The organism is Vulcanococcus sp. CPBay_Sum15L08_68 (assembly GCF_017855895.1).
GTDB lineage: Bacteria > Cyanobacteriota > Cyanobacteriia > PCC-6307 > Cyanobiaceae > Vulcanococcus.
Window position 1 is genome coordinate 1 of sequence record NZ_JAFMFX010000031.1, and the last position, 20203, is coordinate 20203.

18 protein-coding genes are annotated in these 20203 nt (G+C 66.6%); 12 read left to right on the plus strand and 6 right to left on the minus strand.

Going from position 1 to position 20203, the window contains the following annotated elements; translation table 11 throughout:
* On the minus strand, positions 1–667 hold a 667-nt coding region (locus QZ189_RS06620; RefSeq protein ID WP_296421369.1), incomplete at its 3' end, for an alanine--tRNA ligase-related protein.
* A gap of 11 nt (positions 668–678) precedes the next feature.
* Here QZ189_RS06620 and QZ189_RS06625 point away from each other — a divergent pair.
* The 8 genes from QZ189_RS06625 (at position 679) to QZ189_RS06660 (ending at position 10194) form a co-directional block, all read left to right on the plus strand.
* Positions 679–1125 carry a hypothetical protein gene (locus QZ189_RS06625; RefSeq protein WP_010313558.1) on the plus strand — a complete coding sequence of 149 codons (447 nt, stop codon included), beginning with the start codon at positions 679–681 and terminating at the stop codon, positions 1123–1125.
* Between the two features lie 18 nt (positions 1126–1143).
* Positions 1144–4263, plus strand: a complete 3120-nt coding sequence (locus QZ189_RS06630; protein WP_296421370.1) for a DEAD/DEAH box helicase — start codon at positions 1144–1146, stop codon at positions 4261–4263.
* A 4-nt stretch (positions 4264–4267) separates the two neighbouring features.
* Positions 4268–5161: an SWIM zinc finger family protein gene (locus tag QZ189_RS06635; RefSeq protein ID WP_296421371.1), complete on the plus strand. Its 894-nt coding sequence runs from the start codon at positions 4268–4270 to the stop codon at positions 5159–5161.
* A gap of 1 nt (position 5162) precedes the next feature.
* Positions 5163–5642, plus strand: coding sequence for an MEKHLA domain-containing protein (locus QZ189_RS06640; protein ID WP_296421372.1), 480 nt, complete (start codon positions 5163–5165; stop codon positions 5640–5642).
* A 162-nt stretch (positions 5643–5804) separates the two neighbouring features.
* Positions 5805–6200, plus strand: coding sequence for an Hsp20/alpha crystallin family protein (locus tag QZ189_RS06645; RefSeq protein ID WP_185186733.1), 396 nt, complete (start codon positions 5805–5807; stop codon positions 6198–6200).
* A gap of 146 nt (positions 6201–6346) precedes the next feature.
* A complete protein-coding gene (locus QZ189_RS06650) occupies positions 6347–8086 on the plus strand; it encodes a diflavin flavoprotein (RefSeq protein WP_296421373.1) in 1740 nt (579 codons plus the stop codon).
* On the plus strand, positions 8086–9885 hold the full coding sequence (locus QZ189_RS06655) for a diflavin flavoprotein (protein WP_296421374.1): 1800 nt from the start codon (positions 8086–8088) through the stop codon (positions 9883–9885). Before QZ189_RS06650 ends, QZ189_RS06655 begins: the two co-directional genes overlap by 1 nt.
* A 102-nt stretch (positions 9886–9987) precedes the next feature.
* A complete protein-coding gene (locus tag QZ189_RS06660; protein WP_010313579.1) occupies positions 9988–10194 on the plus strand; it encodes a hypothetical protein in 207 nt (68 codons plus the stop codon).
* On the opposite strand, the gene QZ189_RS06665 is transcribed toward QZ189_RS06660, so the two are convergent.
* The 4 genes from QZ189_RS06665 to QZ189_RS06680 all read right to left on the minus strand — a co-directional run bounded on the left by QZ189_RS06665 (position 10191) and on the right by QZ189_RS06680 (position 15205).
* Entirely contained in the window at positions 10191–10442 is a 252-nt protein-coding gene (locus QZ189_RS06665; protein ID WP_010313581.1) for a hypothetical protein, read from the minus strand. The two genes, QZ189_RS06660 and QZ189_RS06665, sit on opposite strands and share 4 nt — an antisense overlap.
* Positions 10443–10557: 115 nt before the next feature.
* Positions 10558–13485 (minus strand): aminomethyl-transferring glycine dehydrogenase, encoded by a 2928-nt coding sequence (gene gcvP, locus QZ189_RS06670; RefSeq protein ID WP_296421375.1) that lies wholly within the window; start codon positions 13483–13485, stop codon positions 10558–10560.
* Complete coding sequence (gcvH, locus tag QZ189_RS06675; RefSeq protein WP_010313585.1) at positions 13485–13874, minus strand: glycine cleavage system protein GcvH; 390 nt, start codon at positions 13872–13874, stop codon at positions 13485–13487. Before gcvH ends, gcvP begins: the two co-directional genes overlap by 1 nt.
* A gap of 26 nt (positions 13875–13900) precedes the next feature.
* Positions 13901–15205: a methionine gamma-lyase family protein gene (locus QZ189_RS06680; RefSeq protein WP_296416137.1), complete on the minus strand. Its 1305-nt coding sequence runs from the start codon at positions 15203–15205 to the stop codon at positions 13901–13903.
* A 272-nt stretch (positions 15206–15477) separates the two neighbouring features.
* Between QZ189_RS06680 and QZ189_RS06685 the strand changes: the two genes are divergently transcribed.
* Positions 15478–16341, plus strand: coding sequence for a fatty acid desaturase (locus tag QZ189_RS06685; RefSeq protein ID WP_050778407.1), 864 nt, complete (start codon positions 15478–15480; stop codon positions 16339–16341).
* On the opposite strand, the gene QZ189_RS06690 is transcribed toward QZ189_RS06685, so the two are convergent.
* The gene (locus tag QZ189_RS06690; RefSeq protein WP_247476748.1) at positions 16338–17114 is read right to left on the minus strand and encodes a hypothetical protein; all 777 of its coding nucleotides are present in this window, start codon (positions 17112–17114) and stop codon (positions 16338–16340) included. The two genes, QZ189_RS06685 and QZ189_RS06690, sit on opposite strands and share 4 nt — an antisense overlap.
* Before the next feature lie 64 nt (positions 17115–17178).
* Between QZ189_RS06690 and QZ189_RS06695 the strand changes: the two genes are divergently transcribed.
* The 3 genes from QZ189_RS06695 (at position 17179) to dnaB (ending at position 20112) form a co-directional block, all read left to right on the plus strand.
* Positions 17179–18081: a fatty acid desaturase gene (locus QZ189_RS06695; protein ID WP_247476747.1), complete on the plus strand. Its 903-nt coding sequence runs from the start codon at positions 17179–17181 to the stop codon at positions 18079–18081.
* 38 nt (positions 18082–18119) lie between these two features.
* The gene (gene rplI, locus QZ189_RS06700) at positions 18120–18578 is read left to right on the plus strand and encodes a 50S ribosomal protein L9 (protein WP_010313595.1); all 459 of its coding nucleotides are present in this window, start codon (positions 18120–18122) and stop codon (positions 18576–18578) included.
* A gap of 115 nt (positions 18579–18693) precedes the next feature.
* Complete coding sequence (gene dnaB, locus QZ189_RS06705) at positions 18694–20112, plus strand: replicative DNA helicase (RefSeq protein ID WP_010313598.1); 1419 nt, start codon at positions 18694–18696, stop codon at positions 20110–20112.
* The last annotated feature ends 91 nt before the right edge of the window (positions 20113–20203 follow it).

Genomic DNA, 20203 nt, shown 5'->3' on the forward strand with positions numbered 1-20203 from the left:
TGCCCTCCGCGTCGCGGTTGTACTGCATGAACACCAAGTTGTAGAACTCGATGAAGCGGCTGTCGTCCTCGAGGTCGATGCCCTCATCGCCCAGTTCGGGCTTGAAGTCGTAATAGATCTCCGAGCAGGGACCGCAGGGGCCCGTGGGGCCCGAGGCCCAGAAGTTGTCGGCCTCATCCATGCGGATGATCCGCTTGGGGTTCACCCCCACCACATCGCGCCAGATCGCCTCGGCTTCGTCGTCCTCACGGAAGACGCTGACCACCAGGTTCTTGGGGCTGATGCCGAAGACCGTGGTGCTCAGCTCCCAGGCCCACTGGATCGCTTGCTCCTTGAAGTAGTCACCAAAGGAGAAGTTCCCGAGCATCTCGAAGAACGTGTGGTGCCGGGCCGTGCGGCCCACGTTTTCGATGTCGTTGGTGCGAATGCACTTCTGGCTGCTGGTCGCACGGGCCGACGGGCGGGGCTGCTGCCCCAGGAAGACCGGCTTAAACGGCAGCATCCCGGCGATGGTCAGCAGAACCGTCGGGTCCTCCGGCACCAGGGAGGCACTGGCCATCGGCTTGTGGCCCCGCTGCTCGTAGAAGTCGAGAAAGGCCGCACGGATCTCAGCACCAGTGCGGGGAGCGGCGGCCATGGCGAAGCAAAACGAGCCTGAACCGGGCATGATCGCGCAGCATGAGCGCCGCCTCCCCCGCCACCGCTGAGCACAGCCGGGCCGAACTGCGGCTGCGCTCCATCGCCTGGGCCCTCGGTGCGGGTTTCAGCGCACTGACCCTGGGCCTGCCCCTGGGACTGGAGTCAGCCCTCAGGGCCGGGGGCTGCGGCTTTTTCTATGGCCTCCTGGCCTTCCACCTGCAGCGGGTGGACCCCGATGACGGCCACCTGCAGGCGGGCCTGGTGGGGGCCGTCTGCGGCATCCACAGCCTGGGCCTTCCGGCCCTTTTGCCCTGGCCGCTGGAGGAACCTTGGCCCCAGAGCTTGGCTCAGGTCGCTCCAACTGTGATGATGGGGTTCATTCGTGCTTGGTTGCCGCTGATCGGCGCCGCGCTGGTGTTGCACGGATCGATGGCCCTATCGCGACTTGTCGTGACTCGGGTTGAACCGATCCAGCGGCGCCCCTGATCCCCAGGCCCCGCCTCCATGAGCCTGCTGCATGCCACCTGGCTGCCCGTCGTTCCGGCGGGGAGCTTCGCCAAAGGCAAGGCGCCCACAGCCGGCCTGTTGATCTGGGCGGACACCTGGCGCGTGGCCGAACCGCTCAGTCCGGCGGCTGAGGCACCGTTCCACCCCCTCAGCCTGGATCTCGACGATCTGGCCACCTGGCTGGACGAGAACAACTTCTGGTCCGAGGACCTGCGCCAGGCCACCGTCACCCTGACCCTGCCGAGCCGGCAGCAACTGAGCAAAGGACAAAAGAGCAGCGAATCCAGTGCCTGGAGCGGCCTGCCGCTGCAATCAGGCGAACCGCTGCCGAAGGATCTGAGCTGGTGGCCCTGGCAAGTCGAGGGCTGGTTCCTCAAACCGGGCCCCGCTGCCGCCTGGCTCAATCAACTGCCCCTCTCGGGGGCCTACGAGGCCGGACTGGGTGATGACCTGCTCTGGTGGTGCCACGTCCAGCGCTGGTGCCTCAGCCTGATCGCCCGGGGCCGCTGGCTGCCCGAGAGCGCGGATGGCAAGGCCAGCTGGCGCCCCCTGCTGAACCGTGAGGACGACCGACGCCGGCTCGAAGAGCTGGCCTTGCGCATGCCCCAGGTGGTGGCGGCCTCCAGCCCAGATCCCCAGTTGGCCTGCGGCCGTCCCCGCTCGAACCGACTGCTCGTGGCGAGCATCGTCGAAAAATTGGTGGACGGCCAGCTACGCGAAGCCTTCCAACCCGGTGCCGCCGGCCTCGATCCGCTCCTGGCGGCCTGGGAAGAGGGCCTGGCCAGCCGCGACGGGAAACTCAAGCTCGATGAGGAAGAGCAAGAGCGCCTCGGCGGCGCCAGCAACCACTGGCGCGAGACCGTCGCCGGCAAGGTGGCTCCCGCCCGGGCCTGCCTGGAGCTGTTCACCCCGCCGGAAGGGGAGGAACTCTGGGAACTGAAATTCGGCCTCCAGGCGGAAGCCGACCCCAGCCTGCGGGTGCCCGCTGGGCTGGTCTGGGCCGCTGGCGACAGCAACCTGGCCCTGGGTGAGATCCAATTGGAGCAGCCTGGAGCGCTCCTGCTGGAGGGTCTGGGCCGCGCCCTCTTGGCCTTTGAGCCGCTGGAGCGGGGCCTGGATGCCGCCACCCCCGAGGCGATGCAGCTCACCCCCGCGGAGGCCTTCGTCCTGGTGCGGACCGCCGCGGCCCGCCTGCGGGATGTGGGCGTCGGGGTGGTGCTCCCCGCGAGCCTCTCCGGTGGTCTGGCCAGCCGCCTGGGCCTGGCCATCACCGCCGAGCTGCCCGAGAAGTCCCGCGGCTTCACCCTCGGGGAAACCCTGGAGTGGCGCTGGGAATTCATGATCGGCGGGGTCACGTTGAACCTGAAGGACCTCGAGAAGCTCTCGGCCAAGCGCAGCCCGCTGGTGCAGCACAAGGGGGCCTGGATCGAACTGCGGCCCCTGGACCTCAAGAACGCCGAGAAGTTCTGCTCCGCTGAGCCCCCCTTCAGCCTCGATGACGCCCTGCGGATCACGGGCAATGAAGGGGAGACCCTCTCGCGCTTGCCGGTCCATGCCTTCACGGCCGGGCCCCGCCTGCAGGCGGTGCTGGAGCAGTACCACCAGCAGAAAGCCCCCGATCCCCTGCCTGCGCCCCCTGGGTTCGCCGGACAACTGCGGCCCTATCAGGAGCGCGGTCTGGGCTGGCTGGCCTTCCTGCATCGCTTCGATCAGGGCGCCTGCCTGGCCGACGACATGGGTCTGGGCAAAACGATCCAGCTCTTGGCCTTCCTGCAGCACCTCAAGGCCGAAGAGGAGCTCAAACGCCCGGTGCTCCTGGTCGCTCCCACCTCGGTGCTGACCAACTGGAAGCGGGAAGCCGCGGCCTTCACCCCGGATCTGACGGTCAACGAGCACTACGGACCCCGCCGCCCCTCCAGCCCCGAGGCCCTGAAAAAAGCGCTGAAGGGTGTGGACCTGGTGCTGACCACCTACGGCCTGCTGCAACGGGACAGCGAACTGCTGGACAAGGTCGATTGGCAGGGGGTCGTGATCGATGAAGCCCAGGCGATCAAGAACCACGCCGCCAAGCAGTCCATGGCGGCGCGGGACATGGGGCGCCCCGGCAAGGGTCCCCGCTTCCGCATCGCCCTGACCGGCACACCGGTGGAGAACCGGGTGAGCGAGCTCTGGGCCCTGATGGACTTCCTCAATCCCAAGGTGCTCGGCGATGAGCCCTTCTTCCGCCAGCGCTACCGGATGCCGATCGAGCGCTACGGCGACATGTCCTCGCTGCGGGACCTCAAGGGCCGCGTCGGCCCCTTCATCCTGCGCCGCCTGAAGACCGACAAATCGATCATTTCCGACCTGCCCGAGAAGGTGGAACTGAGCGAATGGGTGGGCCTGGCCCCCGAGCAGAAGAAGCTCTACTCCAAGACCGTGGACGAGAGCCTCGATGCCATCGCCCGGTCGCCCCTCGGCCAGAAACACGGTCAGGTGCTGGCGCTGCTCACCAAGCTCAAGCAGATCTGCAACCACCCGGCCCTGGCCCTCAAGCAGGACCCAGCCGACGCCGATGCCAGCTTCTTCAAGGAGTTCGCCGCCCGCAGCGCCAAGGTGCAGCGGCTGGAGGAAATCCTCGAGGAAGTGATGGAAGCGGGCGATCGGGCCCTGCTCTTCACCCAGTTCGCCGAATGGGGCCATCTGCTCAAGGCCCACCTGGAGCACAAGTGGCGCCAGGAGGTGCCCTTCCTCTACGGCAGCACCAGCAAGACCGAACGCCAGGCCATGGTCGACCGCTTCCAGGACGACCCCCGCGGTCCGCAACTGTTCCTGCTGTCCCTCAAGGCCGGCGGCGTCGGCCTGAACCTGACCCGGGCCAGCCACGTCTTCCACATCGACCGCTGGTGGAACCCCGCCGTGGAGAACCAGGCCACGGACCGCGCCTACCGGATCGGCCAGCAGAACCGGGTGATGGTGCACAAGTTCATCACCAGTGGCTCCGTCGAAGAGCGCATCGATCGCATGATCAAGGAGAAGTCCAAACTCGCCGAAGACATCGTTGGCTCCGGTGAGGATTGGCTCGGCGGCATGGATGTGAGCCAACTCAAAGAACTCGTCACCCTCAGCGAGGACTGATCCCATGACCCTCTCCAGCAACGGCATCACCACCCAGCTCGGCGATGAGGGCCTGAGCCAGCAGCCCTGGTGGGTTGAGCAGTGGATGGAGCTGATCAACGGCTACCGCTTCAAGAAACGCCTGGAGCGGGCCTGGGCCTACGCCCGCGAGGGCAATGTCCTCTCCATTCGCTTCGAGGGGCGCCGGGTGCACGCCCGGGTGCAGGGCAGCGGCGAGGACCCCTACAAGGTGAAGCTCTGGCTGGATGTCCTCAACGATGAGGACTGGAACTACGTCCTCGAGGCCCTCGGGCAAAAGGCCCGCTGGTCCGCCCAGCTGCTGGCCGGGGTCATGCCCCAGGACATCGAGCGCGCCTTCGCCGCCAGCGGCAAGCGGCTCTTTCCCTTCAAGTTGCAGGAGGTGCGCAGCGAGTGCACCTGCCCCGACAAGGTCAACCCCTGCAAGCACGTCAGCGCCGTCTACTACCTGATGGGGGAGCGCTTCAGCGAAGACCCCTTCGTCCTCTTCCAGCTGCGGGGCCGCACCCGCGCCCAGCTGCTCAGCGACCTGGCGGTCAAGCGCCGGGCCCTGCTGGCCAAGAAAGCCAAGGAGGCCAAGGCCAACCCCGACGCAGAGCAGGCCAACGCGCCCCAACTGCACCCCGCGCCCATCTCCATCCGCGAGCCCAAACGCTGGTGGCGCTACGGAGCCGCCCTCGACCCCGGCCTGGTGGTCATCACCCCGGCCATGGAGGGGGACACCGGCCTGGATGAAGCCGGAGCCATCCCCCTGGCGGAGGACGGCCGCTTCCCGGAGGCCGGCAAGCAATTCGTCGAGCACCTCAAGGCCCAGGGCGCCAGCTTCAGCGCCACGGCCATGGCCACCGCCATGGCTGCCGGCAGCAAGCAAGAGGACTGAGGTGTCCCTGAGCGATCAGCGACAACAACTCGAGCAGGCGCCGGCCCCCTGGCTTACCCCCGGCAAACGCCAACTGGCCGAGCAACTACTGAACTCCCACCAACAGGCCTTTGGTCGGCCCCTGGCAGCGTCGGCCCAGGAGCTCTTCTCGGCGGATCTCGTCGTCCTGGCCCATGACGGCAGCAGCGACCCCTGCCTGACCTACGCCAATGCCGCAGCCCTGCAGCTCTGGGAGCGCCCCTGGAGCGCCATGGTCGGCATGCCCTCGCGGCTCACCGCTGAACCGCAGGAGCGCCAAAGCCGGGCGCTGGCGCTGCAGCAGGCCTTGAACCAGCAAGCGATCGAGGGGTACAGCGGCATCCGCATCAGCAGCAGCGGCCGGCGCTTTCAGATCCAGAACGCCCGGCTCTGGAGCCTCCAGGACCCCGATGGGCGACCCTGCGGTCAAGCCGCGGCCTTCAGCGACTGGTGGTGGCTCTAAGGGGCGGTTCGGCTCCTACGAAAACCAAGGTGTAGCAACCGAACCCGAGGGGTGAGGGCCGTACTGAAAGGGTCGGTTTGCGCCCTCTTGGTTGTCATTCAGCGGAGCCACATTGGCGTTGCGGGTCATCACCCCGCCCAGTCAAGTCTTGGAGGAACAGCCATGCTGACCCTGCGCCAATCACCCTTTGATCTGTTCGAACAACTCGAGCAGCAACTGCACACCGCCGAGCGCGTGCCCGCCGCCGAAGTGCGTGAAACCGAGGCTGGCTTCGCCATCACCCTGGAACTGCCGGGCGTGAAGCGCGACTCGATCGATGTCAAAGCCACCGATCGCACCCTCGTCATCAGCGCCGAGCGCCTCGCCCCCGAGGAGGCCGCCGATGCCCAAGCGCCGCTCCTGAGCGAATTCCGCTACGGCACCTGGAGCCGCAGCTTCCGCTTCCCCTCCGGCATCGACCGGGAGGGCCTCGAAGCCCACTACCGCGATGGCCTGCTGCTGGTCACCGCGCCGAAGGCCCAAACCATGACCACCGTCTCGGTGAAGGTGGAGGGCTAGGCGACCAGAACGATCACACCAACCAGAGAGAGACGGGACCCAGCCCTGGCCGCAAGCCAGGGCTTTTTTCTGACTGGCGGGGACGGCTCGATCAGCCAGCTCTCCAGAGAAGCTCCGTAGAGTTCACCTGCCCCCCTGGTGATCCCATGGCTGTCGTTGCAAGCACGCCCCGGCTCAGCCTGCAGTGCGAGGCCATCGCCAAGGACACCAGCACCATCCGCTCCCTGGACTGGGACCGCAGCCGCTTCGACATTGAGTTCGGCCTGCGCAACGGCACCACCTACAACAGCTTTCTGGTGCGCGGTGAGCGCACCGCCCTGATCGACACCAGCCACCTCAAGTTCGAAGGGATCTGGCTCGAGCTCCTCAAGGAGCAAATCGATCCCAAGGCCATCGACGTGCTGATCGTCAGCCACACCGAACCGGACCACTCCGGCCTGGTGGGCCATGTCATCGATCTCAACCCGGACATCGAGGTCGTGGGTTCGAAGGTCGCCATCCAGTTCCTCGAGAACCAGGTGCATCGCCCCTTCAAGAGCCGCGCCGTCAAAAGCGGCGAGGAGCTGGACCTGGGCACCAACCCCGAGAGCGGCATTCAGCACCGCTTCGAGTTCCTCAGTGCCCCCAACCTGCACTGGCCAGACACGATCTTTTCCTTCGACCACGGCACCGGGATCCTCTACACCTGCGATGCCTTCGGCATGCACTACTGCTCCGAGGACACCTTCGATGTGGACCCCGGCGCCCTCGCTCCCGACTTCCGCTTCTATTACGACTGCCTGATGGGCCCCAACGCCCGCAGCGTCCTCCAGGCCATGAAGCGCATGGATGGCCTCGAGGGCACCATCAACACCATCGCCACCGGGCACGGACCGCTGCTGCGCCACCACCTCAACCTCTGGATGGGGGACTACAAGGACTGGAGCAGCGACCGCAGCAAAGGCGAGGCCTACGCCGCCGTCTGTTACCTGAGCCAATACGGCTTCTGCGACCGCCTCAGCCAGGCCATCGCCCGGGGCATCGGCAAGGCGGAAGCCCAGGTGCAACTGGTGGACCTGCGGGCCACCGACGCCCAGGAACTCAGCGCCCTGATCGGCGAGGCCAGCGCCGTTGTGGTTCCCACCTGGCCGGCCAACCCCGACCCGGAGCTGCAGGCCTCCATCGGCACCCTGCTGGCGGCCCTCAAACCCAAGCAGTGGATCGGCAGCTACGACGCCTACGGCGGCAACGACGAACCGATTGATGCTGTTGCCACGCAGCTGCGCAGCATGGGCCAGAAGGAAGCCTTCGAGCCCCTGCGGGTGCGCCAGGTTCCCGATGGCAACGACTACCAGCGCTGCGAAGAAGCCGGCACGGACCTCGGTCAACTGCTGACCCGGGCCAAGACCATCGCCGCGATGAAGTCCCTCGATGGCGACCTGGACAAGGCCCTCGGGCGCCTCTCTGGCGGCCTCTATGTGGTGACCGCACGCCAGGACGAGCGGGCCTCAGCGATGGTGGCCAGCTGGGTCAGCCAGGCCAGCTTTGATCCCCCCGGCATCACCGTGGCCGTGGCCAAGGACCGCGCCATCGAAGCGCTGCTGCAGGTGGGTGATCGCTTCGTGCTGAACATCCTGCGGGAGGACAACTACCAGGACCTGATGCGGCACTTCCTCAAGCGCTTCCCGCCGGGTGCCGATCGCTTTGCCGGGGTCAACACCCTCGATGGCGTCGCCAACGGCGGCCCGGTCCTGGGCGATGCCCTGGCCTTCCTCGGCTGCCGCGTCAGCCAGCGGATGGAGGGCCCAGACCACTGGATCATCTACGGCGAGGTCGAGCAGGGCAACGTCTCTGACACCGAGGCACGCACGGCCGTTCACCACCGCAAAGTGGGGAACCACTACTGATGGCCGGCGCCACTGCAGAACGGCAGGTCATTCAGCTGCCGATCGAACCCGGCCTGGTCTGCCTGCGGGGCCTCAGCCCCAAGCGCCTGCGCTTTGAGGTCGAGTACGGCCTGGAGCGGGGCACCAGCGCCAACAGCTTCCTCTTCCTCCCCAGCAGCGACACCTCAGCCCTGCTGGTCCACCCCCCCGGTGCCTCCTTCGCCGAGCCCTACCTGGAGCAACTGGCGGAGCTGGTTCCTGGCGACAGCGAGCTCCAGGTGGTCGTCAGCCACGTCAACCCCAACCGGATTGCCCTGCTGCACGAGCTGGCCCGCCGCTGGCAGAAGCTGCGGCTGATCGCCTCCAACCCTGGCGCCAAGTTGCTGCAGGACCTCTGGGCCCAGCGCAAACCCACAGAACAGGAAGCGCCCGCCCTGCCGGAGCTGCCGCCCCTGACCGTGGTCCGCGGTGAGGACAGCCTTGAGCGCGCGGACGGCTACAGGATCAACCTGCTCTCTGCGCCGACCCCGCGCTGGCCCGGGGCGCTGATGGCCTTCGAGGAGACCACCGGCCTGCTGATGAGCGGCAAGTTCTTCTCGGCGCACCTCTGCAGCCAGGAGTGGGCCGAAGCCAACCGCAGCAGCACCGAAGAAGACCGCCGCTACTTCTATGACTGCCTGATGGCCCCGATGGCCCGGCAGGTGGAAGCGGTGCTCAACCGCATCGATGAGCTCTCCATTCGCTGCATCGCCCCGGGACACGGCCCAGCCATCGCCGAAAGCTGGCGCAGCCTGCTGGTGGACTACCGCCGTTGGGGCGAATCCCAGGAGCGCTCCAGCCTCTCGGTGGCGCTGCTCTTTGCCAGCGCCTACGGCAACACCGCCGCCATCGCCGACGCCCTGGCCCAAGGGGTCTCCCGCACCGGCGTGCGGGTCGAGAGCGTCAACTGCGAATTCACCCCAGCCGAAAAACTGCTGGAGACCATCCGCAGTTGCGATGCCCTGCTGATCGGCTCCCCCACCCTCGGCGGCCATGCCCCAACGCCGATCGTCTCCGCCCTCGGCACGGTGCTGGCAGAGGGTGATCGCTCCAAGCCGGTTGGGGTCTTCGGCAGCTTCGGCTGGAGCGGTGAAGCCATCGATCTGCTGGAGAGCAAGTTGCGCGACGGCGGCTTCAGCTTCGCCTTTGAGCCGGTGCGGGTGAAGTTCAGTCCCGATGCGGCCACGATCAAGACCCTGGAGGAAACCGGAACGGGCCTGGGCCGCAGCCTGATCACAGCGCAACGCAAGGCCCAACGCCGCAGCTCCACCAGTGGTGGCCTCAGCGAAAGCCGCAGCAACCCGGCCGTCCTCGCCCTGGGCCGCGTCGTGGGATCCCTCTGCGTCCTGACGACGCGCAAGGGCGCTGGCGAAAGTCAACTCAGCGGCGCCATGGTGGCCAGCTGGGTCAGCCAGGCGAGCTTTAGCCCGCCGGGCCTGACGGTGGCCGTCGCCAAGGACCGGGCCGTGGAGGCCCTGCTGCACGTCGGTGATTCCTTCGCCCTCAACGTCCTGGCCTCCGGCCGCGAGAGCGGACCGATGAAGCAATTCCTGCAGCCCTTTGCCCCGGGGGCCGATCGTTTCGCAGGCCTGGAGCTCGAGCAGAGCCCTGGCGGTCAACCGATCCTTCCCGAGGCCCTGGCCTGGCTCGACTGCAGCGTCAAACAGCGCATGGAATGCGGCGACCACTGGCTGATCTATGCCCAGGTGGGATCCGGAGCACTGCTGGATGCGGAGGCCACCACCGCCGTTCACCAACGCCGCAGCGGCGCCAACTACTGAGCGCCCTGCAAGATCTCGTGATCTGCAGCGGAAGAAAACCTGAATTCAGGGGGGCTCAGCCAGACAAGGGCTGAAATGAAGATCTGACGCCACTGCCGCTGGATGGGAGCTCTGCCCAAGGCCAGTCCGACTTCTCAGCGCTGGATTGTTCGCTATCGCGGCTTCGTACTGATCCCCCAGAAGGATCTCTCTTGGATGGTCAGGCCCGAACGCAGCCCCATGAAGCTGCTGCCCTTCCGGGCCCCAGCCAGTTCAGTGGAAGACGTCAAGGCGCTGATCGACTGGCGCCTTGACCAGAACCCCAGTTAGGCGGCCTGCGGCGGGGGCGGGGTAGAACCACCAGCCTGGAACGGCAGTACCACGGTGGCCCAATGCTCAGGGCGGGCAGGACGGGTGCGGCGCGGGCGGCGAACACCGAAGGGAACCCGCACAACGTTGGTGCCCTCGACCCGCAGGGTCTGACCGGTCACGGCTGCTTGATGGAGGCTGCCCTGCAGAGAAGGCAACTTCACTGCCGGCTGATCTTCGAGGGTCGTTGTTTTGGTCTCGTCGCTCATGGGCCCCCTGGACTACAGCGATGACTGCAGTTGCAGCAGATTTTGAGAGGAAATCAAGGGACGATGCAGAAAGAAATTCTGCACTTTTCCCTTTGCCAAAGAATTTAAACCCTAATCAAGCTGCTGTTGAGGTGGAAACGGCCATTTCCTCAACCGATGGGCAGGTGCAGACCAGGTTGCGATCACCGAAGGCGTTATCAATGCGAGCCACCGCCGGCCAAAGCTTGCCCTGCTGCTGCGCCTCTCCCTGGGGGTAGGCCGCCTGCTGACGGCTATAGGGACGATCCCAAACATCCGCCGTCACCGCTGACAACGTATGCGGCGCACGTTTGAGGGGATTGTTCTCAGGATCCATCGCCCCGGACTCAATCGCTGCAGCCTCTGCGCGGATGGCGGCCATCGCATCACAGAAGCGCTGCAGCTCCGCCAAACCCTCGCTTTCGGTGGGCTCCACCATCACCGTTCCCGCCACCGGCCAACTGACCGTCGGGGCATGGAAGCCGTAGTCCATCAGGCGCTTGGCGAGATCATCAACCTCCAATCCGGCACTGCGCTTGAGCGGCCGCAAATCAAAGATGCATTCATGGGCCACCCGTCCGGATTGGCCGCGATAAAGCACCGGGAAGTGATCCTCCAGTTGATGGGCCAACCAATTGGCGGCCAGGAGGGAAACGGCACTGGCCTGGCGCAGGCCCGCGCCGCCCATCATCCGGATGTACATCCAGCTGATCGGAAGAATGCTGGCGCTGCCCCAGGGGGCCGCACTCACCGGTCCGATGGCCTGATCACCCCCACAGGCCTCCGCAGACGGATGACCCGGCAGGAAGGGCAACAGGTGGGAGGCCACAGCGATCGGCCCCACCCCCGGACCGCCGCCGCCGTGGGGGATGCAGAAGGTCTTGTGGAGGTTCAGGTGGCAGACATCCGCTCCATAGATCCCGGGCTTCGCCAGGCCCACCTGGGCATTGAGGTTGGCGCCATCGAGATACACCTGTCCGCCGTGCTGATGCACCAAGGCGCAGATCTCACGGATGCCCTCCTCAAAGACGCCATGGGTGGAGGGGTAGGTGACCATCAGGGCCGCCAGCTCGTCCTTGTGGGTTTCGACCTTGGCCTGCAGATCCGCCCGGTCGATGTTCCCCTGGTCGTCGCAGGCCACGGCCACCACCGTCAAACCAGCCATGACGGCGCTGGCGGGGTTCGTCCCATGGGCACTGGTGGGGATCAGGCAGATCCGGCGCTGCTGGTCGCCGCGGCTGCGGTGATAGGCGCGAATCACCAGTAGGCCGGCGTATTCCCCCTGGGAGCCGGCGTTGGGCTGCAGGGACACCCCGGCGAAGCCCGTGATCGCCGACAACCAATGCTCGAGGTCCGCCACCAAACGGCGATAGCCCGCGCTCTGGTGCGCCGGCGCGAAGGGATGCAGACCCGCAAACCCTGGCCAGCTGACCGGCAGCAGCTCTGCCGCTGCGTTGAGCTTCATCGTGCAGCTCCCCAGCGGGATCATCCCGTGGACCAAGGAGAAGTCCTTGGAGACGAGCCGCTGGATGTAGCGGAGCAACTCCGTCTCGCTGCGGTAGCGATGGAAGACCGGCTGCTGCAGCCATGGGCGCGAGCGACGGGGCACCAGGGTTCCCCAGAGGCGCTCCTCAATCGGCTGTCCCTGGCTCTCCTGCAACAGGGCGTGCTCGAGTTGGGCCAGATCCGGGGCCCGTTGCGGCAGGGCCGCCAGGGCGGAGAGCAGGCGCTGCAGCTCCTCGAGGTCGCTCAGCTCATCGAGGCTGATGGCAAACCCGTCGGCCTCAGGCCGCAGGTTGAAGCCCGCCGCCGCCGCCCGCGCGATCACGTCCGCCGCATCCGGGCAGTGCACCCGCAGGGTGTCGAGGCCCGGGGCCGCCTCGGGGGGATAGCCCAGGGCTTCGAGGCCACGCCGCAAGAGTTCCCGCAGCAGCACCAGACGCCGGGCGATCGCCGTCAGGCCATCGGGGCCGTGGTGCACCGCGTAGAAGCTGGCCATCACCGCCAGCAGCACTTGGGCGGTGCAGATGTTGCTGGTGGCCTTGTCGCGGCGGATGTGCTGCTCACGGGTCTGCAGCGCCAGGCGCAACGCCGGATGCCCCTCGGCATCGACCGATTGACCGACCAAACGGCCTGGAATCTTGCGCTGGTGGGTAGGAGTCGTGGCAAAGAACGCCGCATGGGGGCCGCCAAAGCCCAAGGGAATGCCCAGCCGCTGGGTGCTTCCGACGGCAATCTCCACACCGAGCTCGGCCACCGGTGCCATCAGCACCTGGGCCAAGGGATCCACAGCCGCCGTCACGATCACGCCTGCGGCCCGGGCAGCGGCGATCACTTCACCCGGGTGCCAGAGCGCTCCCGAGGTCCCCGGCAGCTGCAGCAGCAGACCAAAGGCGTCGCTGAACGCCTCGGGCCGCTCCAGGAGTTCCTGGGGATTGACCCGCTCCAGTTCGAGCTCCAGCGGTTCCGCCCGGGTCTCCAGGACCGCCCAGGTCTGCGGGAAGACCGCCTCATCCACCAGGAATCGGCGCGCCTTGCGGTTGCGGCAAGCCCCCAGGCTCAGGGCCATGGCCTCCGCCGCCGCCGTGGCCTCATCCAGCAACGAGGCGTTGGCGATCGGCAGGCCGGTGAGCTCGCTGATCAGGGTCTGGAAATTCAGGAGTGCCTCAAGGCGCCCCTGGCTGATTTCCGCTTGGTAGGGGGTGTAAGCGGTGTACCAGGCGGGGTTTTCAAAGACATGGCGCTGAATCAGCGCCGGGGTGATGCAGCCGTAGTACCCCAGGCCAATCAGGGAACGGCGGACCTCGTTCGCCGCCGCAATCTGCTGCAGTTCGGCTAGGGCCTGGGACTCCTGGCAACCCGCCGGCAAACCCTCCAGGGCCTGGGCAGGCTCCAGACGAATCGGCTCGGGGACCACCTGGCGCACCAAGGCCTCCAGGTCAGGCAGGCCGAGATCCCGCAGCATCGACTGCTGCTCAGCGGGCGTGGGCCCGATGTGGCGCTGAACGAAGGCGCTCAACTCCATCAGTGACCGTCGACCTTGGCGCCGTAGCTCGCGGCATCCATCAGAGCCTCGATCTGGGCCGGAGCGCTCGGACGCACCAACAGCAACCAACCCTCGCCATAGGGGTCGTTCTGCAGCTCCTCGGGGCTCGCCAGGACCGCCTCATTGCGGGCCTCCACGGTGCCATCGATCGGGGAGAGCATGTCCTCCACGGCCTTCACCGACTCCACCGAACCGAAGCTGGAGCCCTGGCTGAGGCTGTCCCCCACCTCGGGCAACTCCACAAAGACGATGTCCCCCAGCTGATCGACCGCAAAGGCGCTGATGCCGACGCGCACCAGCTCCCCTTCGGACTTCACGTACTCGTGACTGTCGGAATAGCGGCAGTCATCGGGATAGTGCAGACCCATGGGCCGCGCCGCAGCAAAAGTGGCTCTCAGTTTGTCGAATTTGCCGAGGCGCGGCTGTTCCCAGGGCCACCCTTGTAATGGGATTCAGCTAACGCCAGCAGGGCCCGCTCCAAGGCGAGCTCCGCATGGGCCTGGGTGGTGCCGCCCTGGGCATAGAGGACGTAGGGCTCCCGCAGGGGGCCATCGGCGGAGAACTCACTGGTGCTGCCATCGATAAAGGTCCCGCCCGCCATCACCAACTCACTGGCGTAGCCGGGCATCGGTGCTGGGATCGGATCGAGGTAGGAGCCCACGGGGGAACAGGTCTGAAAAGCGCGGCAGACGGCCTTCAGCGGTTCGGGGGACCCCAGGCGCACCGCCTGAATCACATCGCTGCGCACCCCTCCCACCAGGGGCTTGACCGCGTAGCCCAAGCCGTCAAACACCGCTGCGGTCAACTCAGCGCAGAGCAGCGCCTCGGTCACCATCTGCGGCGCCAAAAACAGTCCTTGGAAGAGCAGGCGATGCAGGTCAAAGCCTGTTCCCCCTTCACTACCGATGCCCGGGGCGGTCAGCCGGCAGCAGGCCTGCTCCACCAGCTCCTCGCGCCCGGCGACGTAGCCGCCCGTCGGAGCAATCGTGCCGCCGAGGTTCTTGATCAAGGAGCCCGCCATCAGGTCCGCTCCGACGGCCGTGGGCTCCTGCAGCTCAACGAGCTCGCCGTAGCAGTTGTCGACGAACACCAGGCAGCCGGGCTGAACCGCCTTGACCCGCTCCACCAATCGAGCGATCTGCGCCACGGTCAAGGACGGGCGCCAGCTGTAGCCGCAGCTGCGCTGGATCAGGACCATGCGGGTGGGCACAGCCAGTGCCCCAGCGATTCCCGCCTCATCGACGCTCCCATCGGGAAGGAGATCCAGCTCGTCGTAGGCCACCCCGAACTCCGCCAGGGACCCCTGCCCCTCGCCCCGGATGCCGATCACCTCTTCCAAGGTGTCGTAGGGACGCCCCGTCAGGGCCAAGAGCCGATCACCGGGCCGCAACACCCCATAGAGGGCAGCGGCGATGGCATGGGTGCCGCTCACAAATTGCAGGCGCACCGCGGCGGCCTCGGCCTGCAGCACCCGGGCAAAGACCCGGTCGAGCACCTCCCTGCCCAGGTCCCCATGGCCATAGCCGCTGACGGAGGCGAAATGGTGCACCCCCAGTCGCTCGGCCGCAAAGGCGTCGAGCACCCGCTGCAACCGGGGCTTGATGCCCGCCCGACGCTCCTGGGCCACCGGCGCCGTGCGCTCCAGGGCAACGGCCAACTGATCAGCAGCCCAGGCCTGGTGAGGAGAGGTCATGGCCATCCACAGGTGAACCCATGCTGCTCCCGCGTGACGGTGGGCCAGCCGTCTAGATTTTTCAAACTGATGTCTTGGCTACAGCCGACTGACATCCCAGGCCATTGGTGCGCAGGCTCCCTTGCTGGAGCACCACAGCGACCCGACGCCTGCGCCCCTTCAAGGAGTTCATCTTGGTCCAAGCCCCCGACACCGCTGCGGCGGCCCACCCTTCTCAGCGCGAGGGGGCGGACCAAGCCAGCGGATCCAATGGGTATACCGCCGCCCAAGAGGCTCGGATGCGCGCCGCCCTGGTGGTGCCCCGTGCACAACTTCCCCGTAGTCAGAGGAAATACAAGTCAGGGACCACCGGCTTCATGCTGGCGATCCACGTTGGTGCTGTCTTTGCGCTGCTGCCCCAGTACTGGAGCTGGCAAGGCGTTGCCGTGCTCGCAGTCCTGTACTGGACCACCGTCATCGGCGTCACCCTGGGCCTGCACCGCCTGGTGGCCCACCGCAGCTTTGTTGCTCCGAAGTGGGTGGAGCGGGTGCTGGTGGTCATGGGCACGCTGGCCTGCCAGAGCGGTCCGATCGAGTGGGTCGGCCTCCACCGCCACCACCACAAGTTCTCCGACCAACCGAACGACCACCACGACGCCGCCCGCGGCCTGTGGTGGGCCCACAGCGACTGGATGCTCCACGAGATCCCAGCGATCAAGGAGATCCACCGCTTCACCGGCGACATGCTCCAGGATCCGCTCTACCGCTGGCTGGATCGCTGGTTCCTCCTGCTCCAGATCCCCCTGGGTGCAGCCCTGTATTGGTACGGCGAAGCGGCCCAAGTCCATGGCGGCGGCCTCGGTCTGGTGCTCTGGGCGATTCCCCTGCGCCTGGTGATCGTCTATCACGTGACCTGGCTGGTGAATTCCGCCACCCACGCCTTCGGCTATCGCAACTTCGACTGCCCGGATCTCTCCCGCAACTGCTGGTGGGTGGCGATCCTGAGCTTTGGCGAGGGCTGGCACAACAACCACCACGCTCACCCCTCCAGCGCCCGTCATGGCCTGCGCTGGTTCGAGTTCGACATCACCTGGCAGCACATCAAGCTGCTGCGCAAGCTGGGCTGGGCGAAGCGGGTGCGCGAAGCCCGCTACAGCGGCTAAGCCTGCAACTGACGGCGGATCGCCTCCGCCAGATCGGACTCCTCCTCCCCTTGGCCCGGCTGCTCCAGCAGTCGGGCTTTTTGGCGTAGGAGATCCAAAAATTGATCGGCGCTGAGCTCCTGCTCATCCGCCGCCCCCAGCACCGCCAGGGTCCGGCGCAGGTCCGCCAGCTCGGCATCCAACTCCTCGGCGCTGTATTCCCGCTGGCCGGCCATCACTTCAGCGAAGCGCTCCCGTCTCTGTCGCTTCTCCCCGGGGTAGGCCGCGATCAATTGCTCTCTGCACAGCCGCCAGGGACGGCCAGCGGTCAACAGCTCCGCCAAGGCGGCACTCAAGCCCGCCGCCTCGGCGACATCAATGCGCAGGTCAAAGGCCCCCGGCGGCTGGCGCAGGCCGACAAAGATCTCGAAGAGCTGGGCTGGGCCCAAGGCCTCATCGGAATCACTCAACAGGGGCAGCGCCGAGGACTGCAGGGCCGCGAGCAACTCCGGCTGATCGCTGATCTGCTGCTCGAGTTCTGGCGAGAGTCCAGCCGGGCCCTGGGCCGCCAGCAATTCATTGATCCGGCCCAGGGCCACAAACAGCTCCGGCCCGGGGGAGGTCAACTTGCGGTTACGCAGGTTGGAGAGCTGGGAATTGTGGACACGGCCGAGCTCCAGGCGCTCCGCCAGGGCGGGCAAAACCCTTTGGCTCCAGCCGTTCCGCTCGTGCCACACCTTGATCAGATGCCCAAACGCGTCGCGACCTGCTTCGAGTTCGTCCCGATAATTCACCCGATACGGATCCGTACTGCTACCATTTTAGCGAGAACATCGCGTCCGTATCGGGAGGAGGGAGATGACTGCCACCATCAGCCGCAGCAGCGTCTGGGCCAACCACGCCCAAACGCCCATCAACCAGCTCCCCCGCAACTGGGGAGTGATCGGCTTCATGGCCGCCCTGCATGGCCTGGGCCTCGTCGCCCTCCTGCCACGCTTCTGGAGCTGGGAAGCCGCCAGCACCCTGGCCATCCTCTATTGGGTCACGGCCTGCCTGGGGGTCACCATCGGCTACCACCGACTGCTCTCCCACCGGGCTCTGCGGCTGCCCCACTGGCTGGAGCGCTTCTTCGCCACCTGCGGCGCCCTGAGCTGCCAGCACGGCCCCATTGACTGGGTGGGCCTGCACCGCCACCACCACAAGTTTTCGGATACGGATTCAGATCACCACAACAGCCACCAGGGCTTCTGGTGGAGCCACATGGGCTGGATGTTCCGGGATATCCCCGCTGAGCAGGCCGTGCCCCAGTTCACGGGGGACCTGGCCAAGGACCCCTACTACCGCTGGCTGAACCGCTGGTTTCTGGCGCTGCAGCTGCCCCTGGCGGGACTGCTCTTCTGGATTGGCACGGTCAGCGGCGCCGGCGGCTGGGCCCTGGTGCTCTGGGGCATTCCCCTCCGCCTGGTGGTCGTCTACCACTGCACCTGGCTGGTGAACTCCGCCACCCACCGCTGGGGCTACATCCGGCACGACAGCGGCGACGGCTCCCGCAACAACCCCTGGGTGGCCGCCCTGACCTTCGGCGAGGGCTGGCACAACACCCACCACGCCTACCCCCACTCAGCGCGCCACGGCTGGGGCTGGCGCGAACCGGACCTCACCTGGATGCACATCCGGCTGCTGCAACGGCTGGGACTCGCCACCCAGGTGCGCCTGCCTAGGCCGCTGCTAGCACAGGCCGCAAGTGGTGGCGTAGTCTGATCAATCGCCAAATTCGATGATCGTTCGACTGCATCCCCATGGCTAAGCGTGTATCCGTAGTCCTCAGCGAGGACGTCCTGAGCCTGGGCAAGAACGGTGACCTGGTGGACGTTGCCCCCGGTTATGCCCGCAACTTCCTCCTGCCCCAAGGCAAGGCTGTTCCCCTGACCCCCGCGGTCCTGAAGCAGGTGGAGCACCGCCGCGCCAAGGAAGCTGAGCGTCAGGCTGCCCTCAAGCAGGAAGCCCTGGACTTCCGCACCGCCCTCGACACCATCGGCCGCTTCACCGTCAAGAAGCAGACCGGTGGCGATGACGTGCTGTTCGGCACCGTGACCAACGCCGACGTGGCCGAGGCCATCGAGGCCGCCACCAAGAAGGAAGTGGACCGCCGCGACATCATCGTCCCCGAAATCCACCGCACCGGCACCTACAAGGTGCAGGTCAAGCTCCACAGCGCCGTCACCGCCGAGATCAACCTCGAAGTGGTCAGCCACTAAGAACCGTTCAGCGTGGTCTGGGCGAACCGATCGGTTCCCGCCACAATGAGCAACCCCTTCGCCGTCAGGCCCCAACGGGACTGGCGGCTTTTTCGTTGAAGCCCCGGCCAAAGCAATGGTGAGCGTTCCCCTGAGCCAAAGCGACGCCGATGAGGGCGGCGGCGGTCGCGCGGCGCCCCGGGGCAGACCGCGGGAGGACGAACGCTTCGAGGCGATGCCCGATGGCGTGCCCCCCCAAAACCTCGAGGCCGAGGAAGCCGTGCTGGGCGGGATCCTGCTGGACCCCGATGCCATCGGCCGCGTCGCCGATGTGCTGCAGCCGGAGGCCTTCTATCTCTCCGCCCACCGGGAGATCTATCGCACCGCCCTGATGCTCCATGGCCAGGGCAAACCCACGGACCTCACGGCAATGACCGCCTGGCTGGCGGACACCGGAGCCCTGGAGAAGGTGGGGGGCAGCGGCCGGCTGGTGGAGCTGGTGGAGCGCACCCTCTCGACCGCCTCCATCGACCAGGTGGCACGCCTGGTGATGGACAAGTTCCTGCGCCGTCAGCTGATCCGCTCCGGCAACGAGGTGATTCAGCTGGGCTTCGATCAGGGCAAGCCCATGGAGCAGGTGCTGGATGAGGCCGAGCAGAAGATCTTTGCCATCAGCCAGGAAAAGCCCAGCGTTGGCCTCACCCCAACGGCGGAAATCCTGACGGCCACCTTTAACGAGATCGAAAGCCGCTCCCTGGGGACGGCCGTGGCCGGCATCCCGGTCAACTTCTACGACCTCGATGCCATGACCCAGGGGCTGCAGCGCAGCGACCTGATCATCGTGGCCGGCCGCCCCGCCATGGGCAAAACCGCCATCACGCTGAACCTGGCCAAGAACGTGGCCCAGCTCCACAACCTGCCGGTCTGCGTCTTCTCCCTGGAGATGAGCAAGGAGCAGCTCACCTATCGACTGCTGGCGATGGAGGTGGGCATCGAAAGCGGTCGTCTGCGCACCGGTCGGCTGCAGCCGGAGGAATGGCCCCTGCTGGGCCAGGGCATCAGCACCCTGGGGCAGATGCCGATCTACATCGACGACAAGCCGAATGCCGGCGTGCTGGAGATGCGCTCCCTCTGCCGCCGGCTGATGGCCGAGAGCGGCAAGGAGCTCGGGGTCGTGATCATCGACTACCTGCAACTGATGGAAGGAAGCGGATCCGATAACCGGGTCCAGGAGCTCTCGCGGATCACCCGGGGCCTCAAACAAATGGCCCGGGAGCTGAACGTGCCGGTGATCGCCCTCTCCCAGCTCAGCCGTGGCGTGGAATCACGCACCAACAAGCGGCCGATGCTCAGCGACCTGCGGGAATCGGGCTCGATCGAGCAGGACGCCGACCTGGTGCTGATGATCTACCGGGACGAGTACTACAACCCCGACACCCCCGATCGCGGCATCACCGAGATCATCGTGACCAAGCACCGCAACGGGCCGGTGGGCACGGTCAAGCTGCTGTTTGAGCCGCAATTCACCCGTTTCCGCAACCTGGCGGCGCCGTAGCGTCGAAGGATGGTGTCCGCTGACTTCGCCCCGATTGAACACTTCGACGTGATCGTCGTGGGCGGCGGTCATGCCGGCTGTGAAGCGGCGA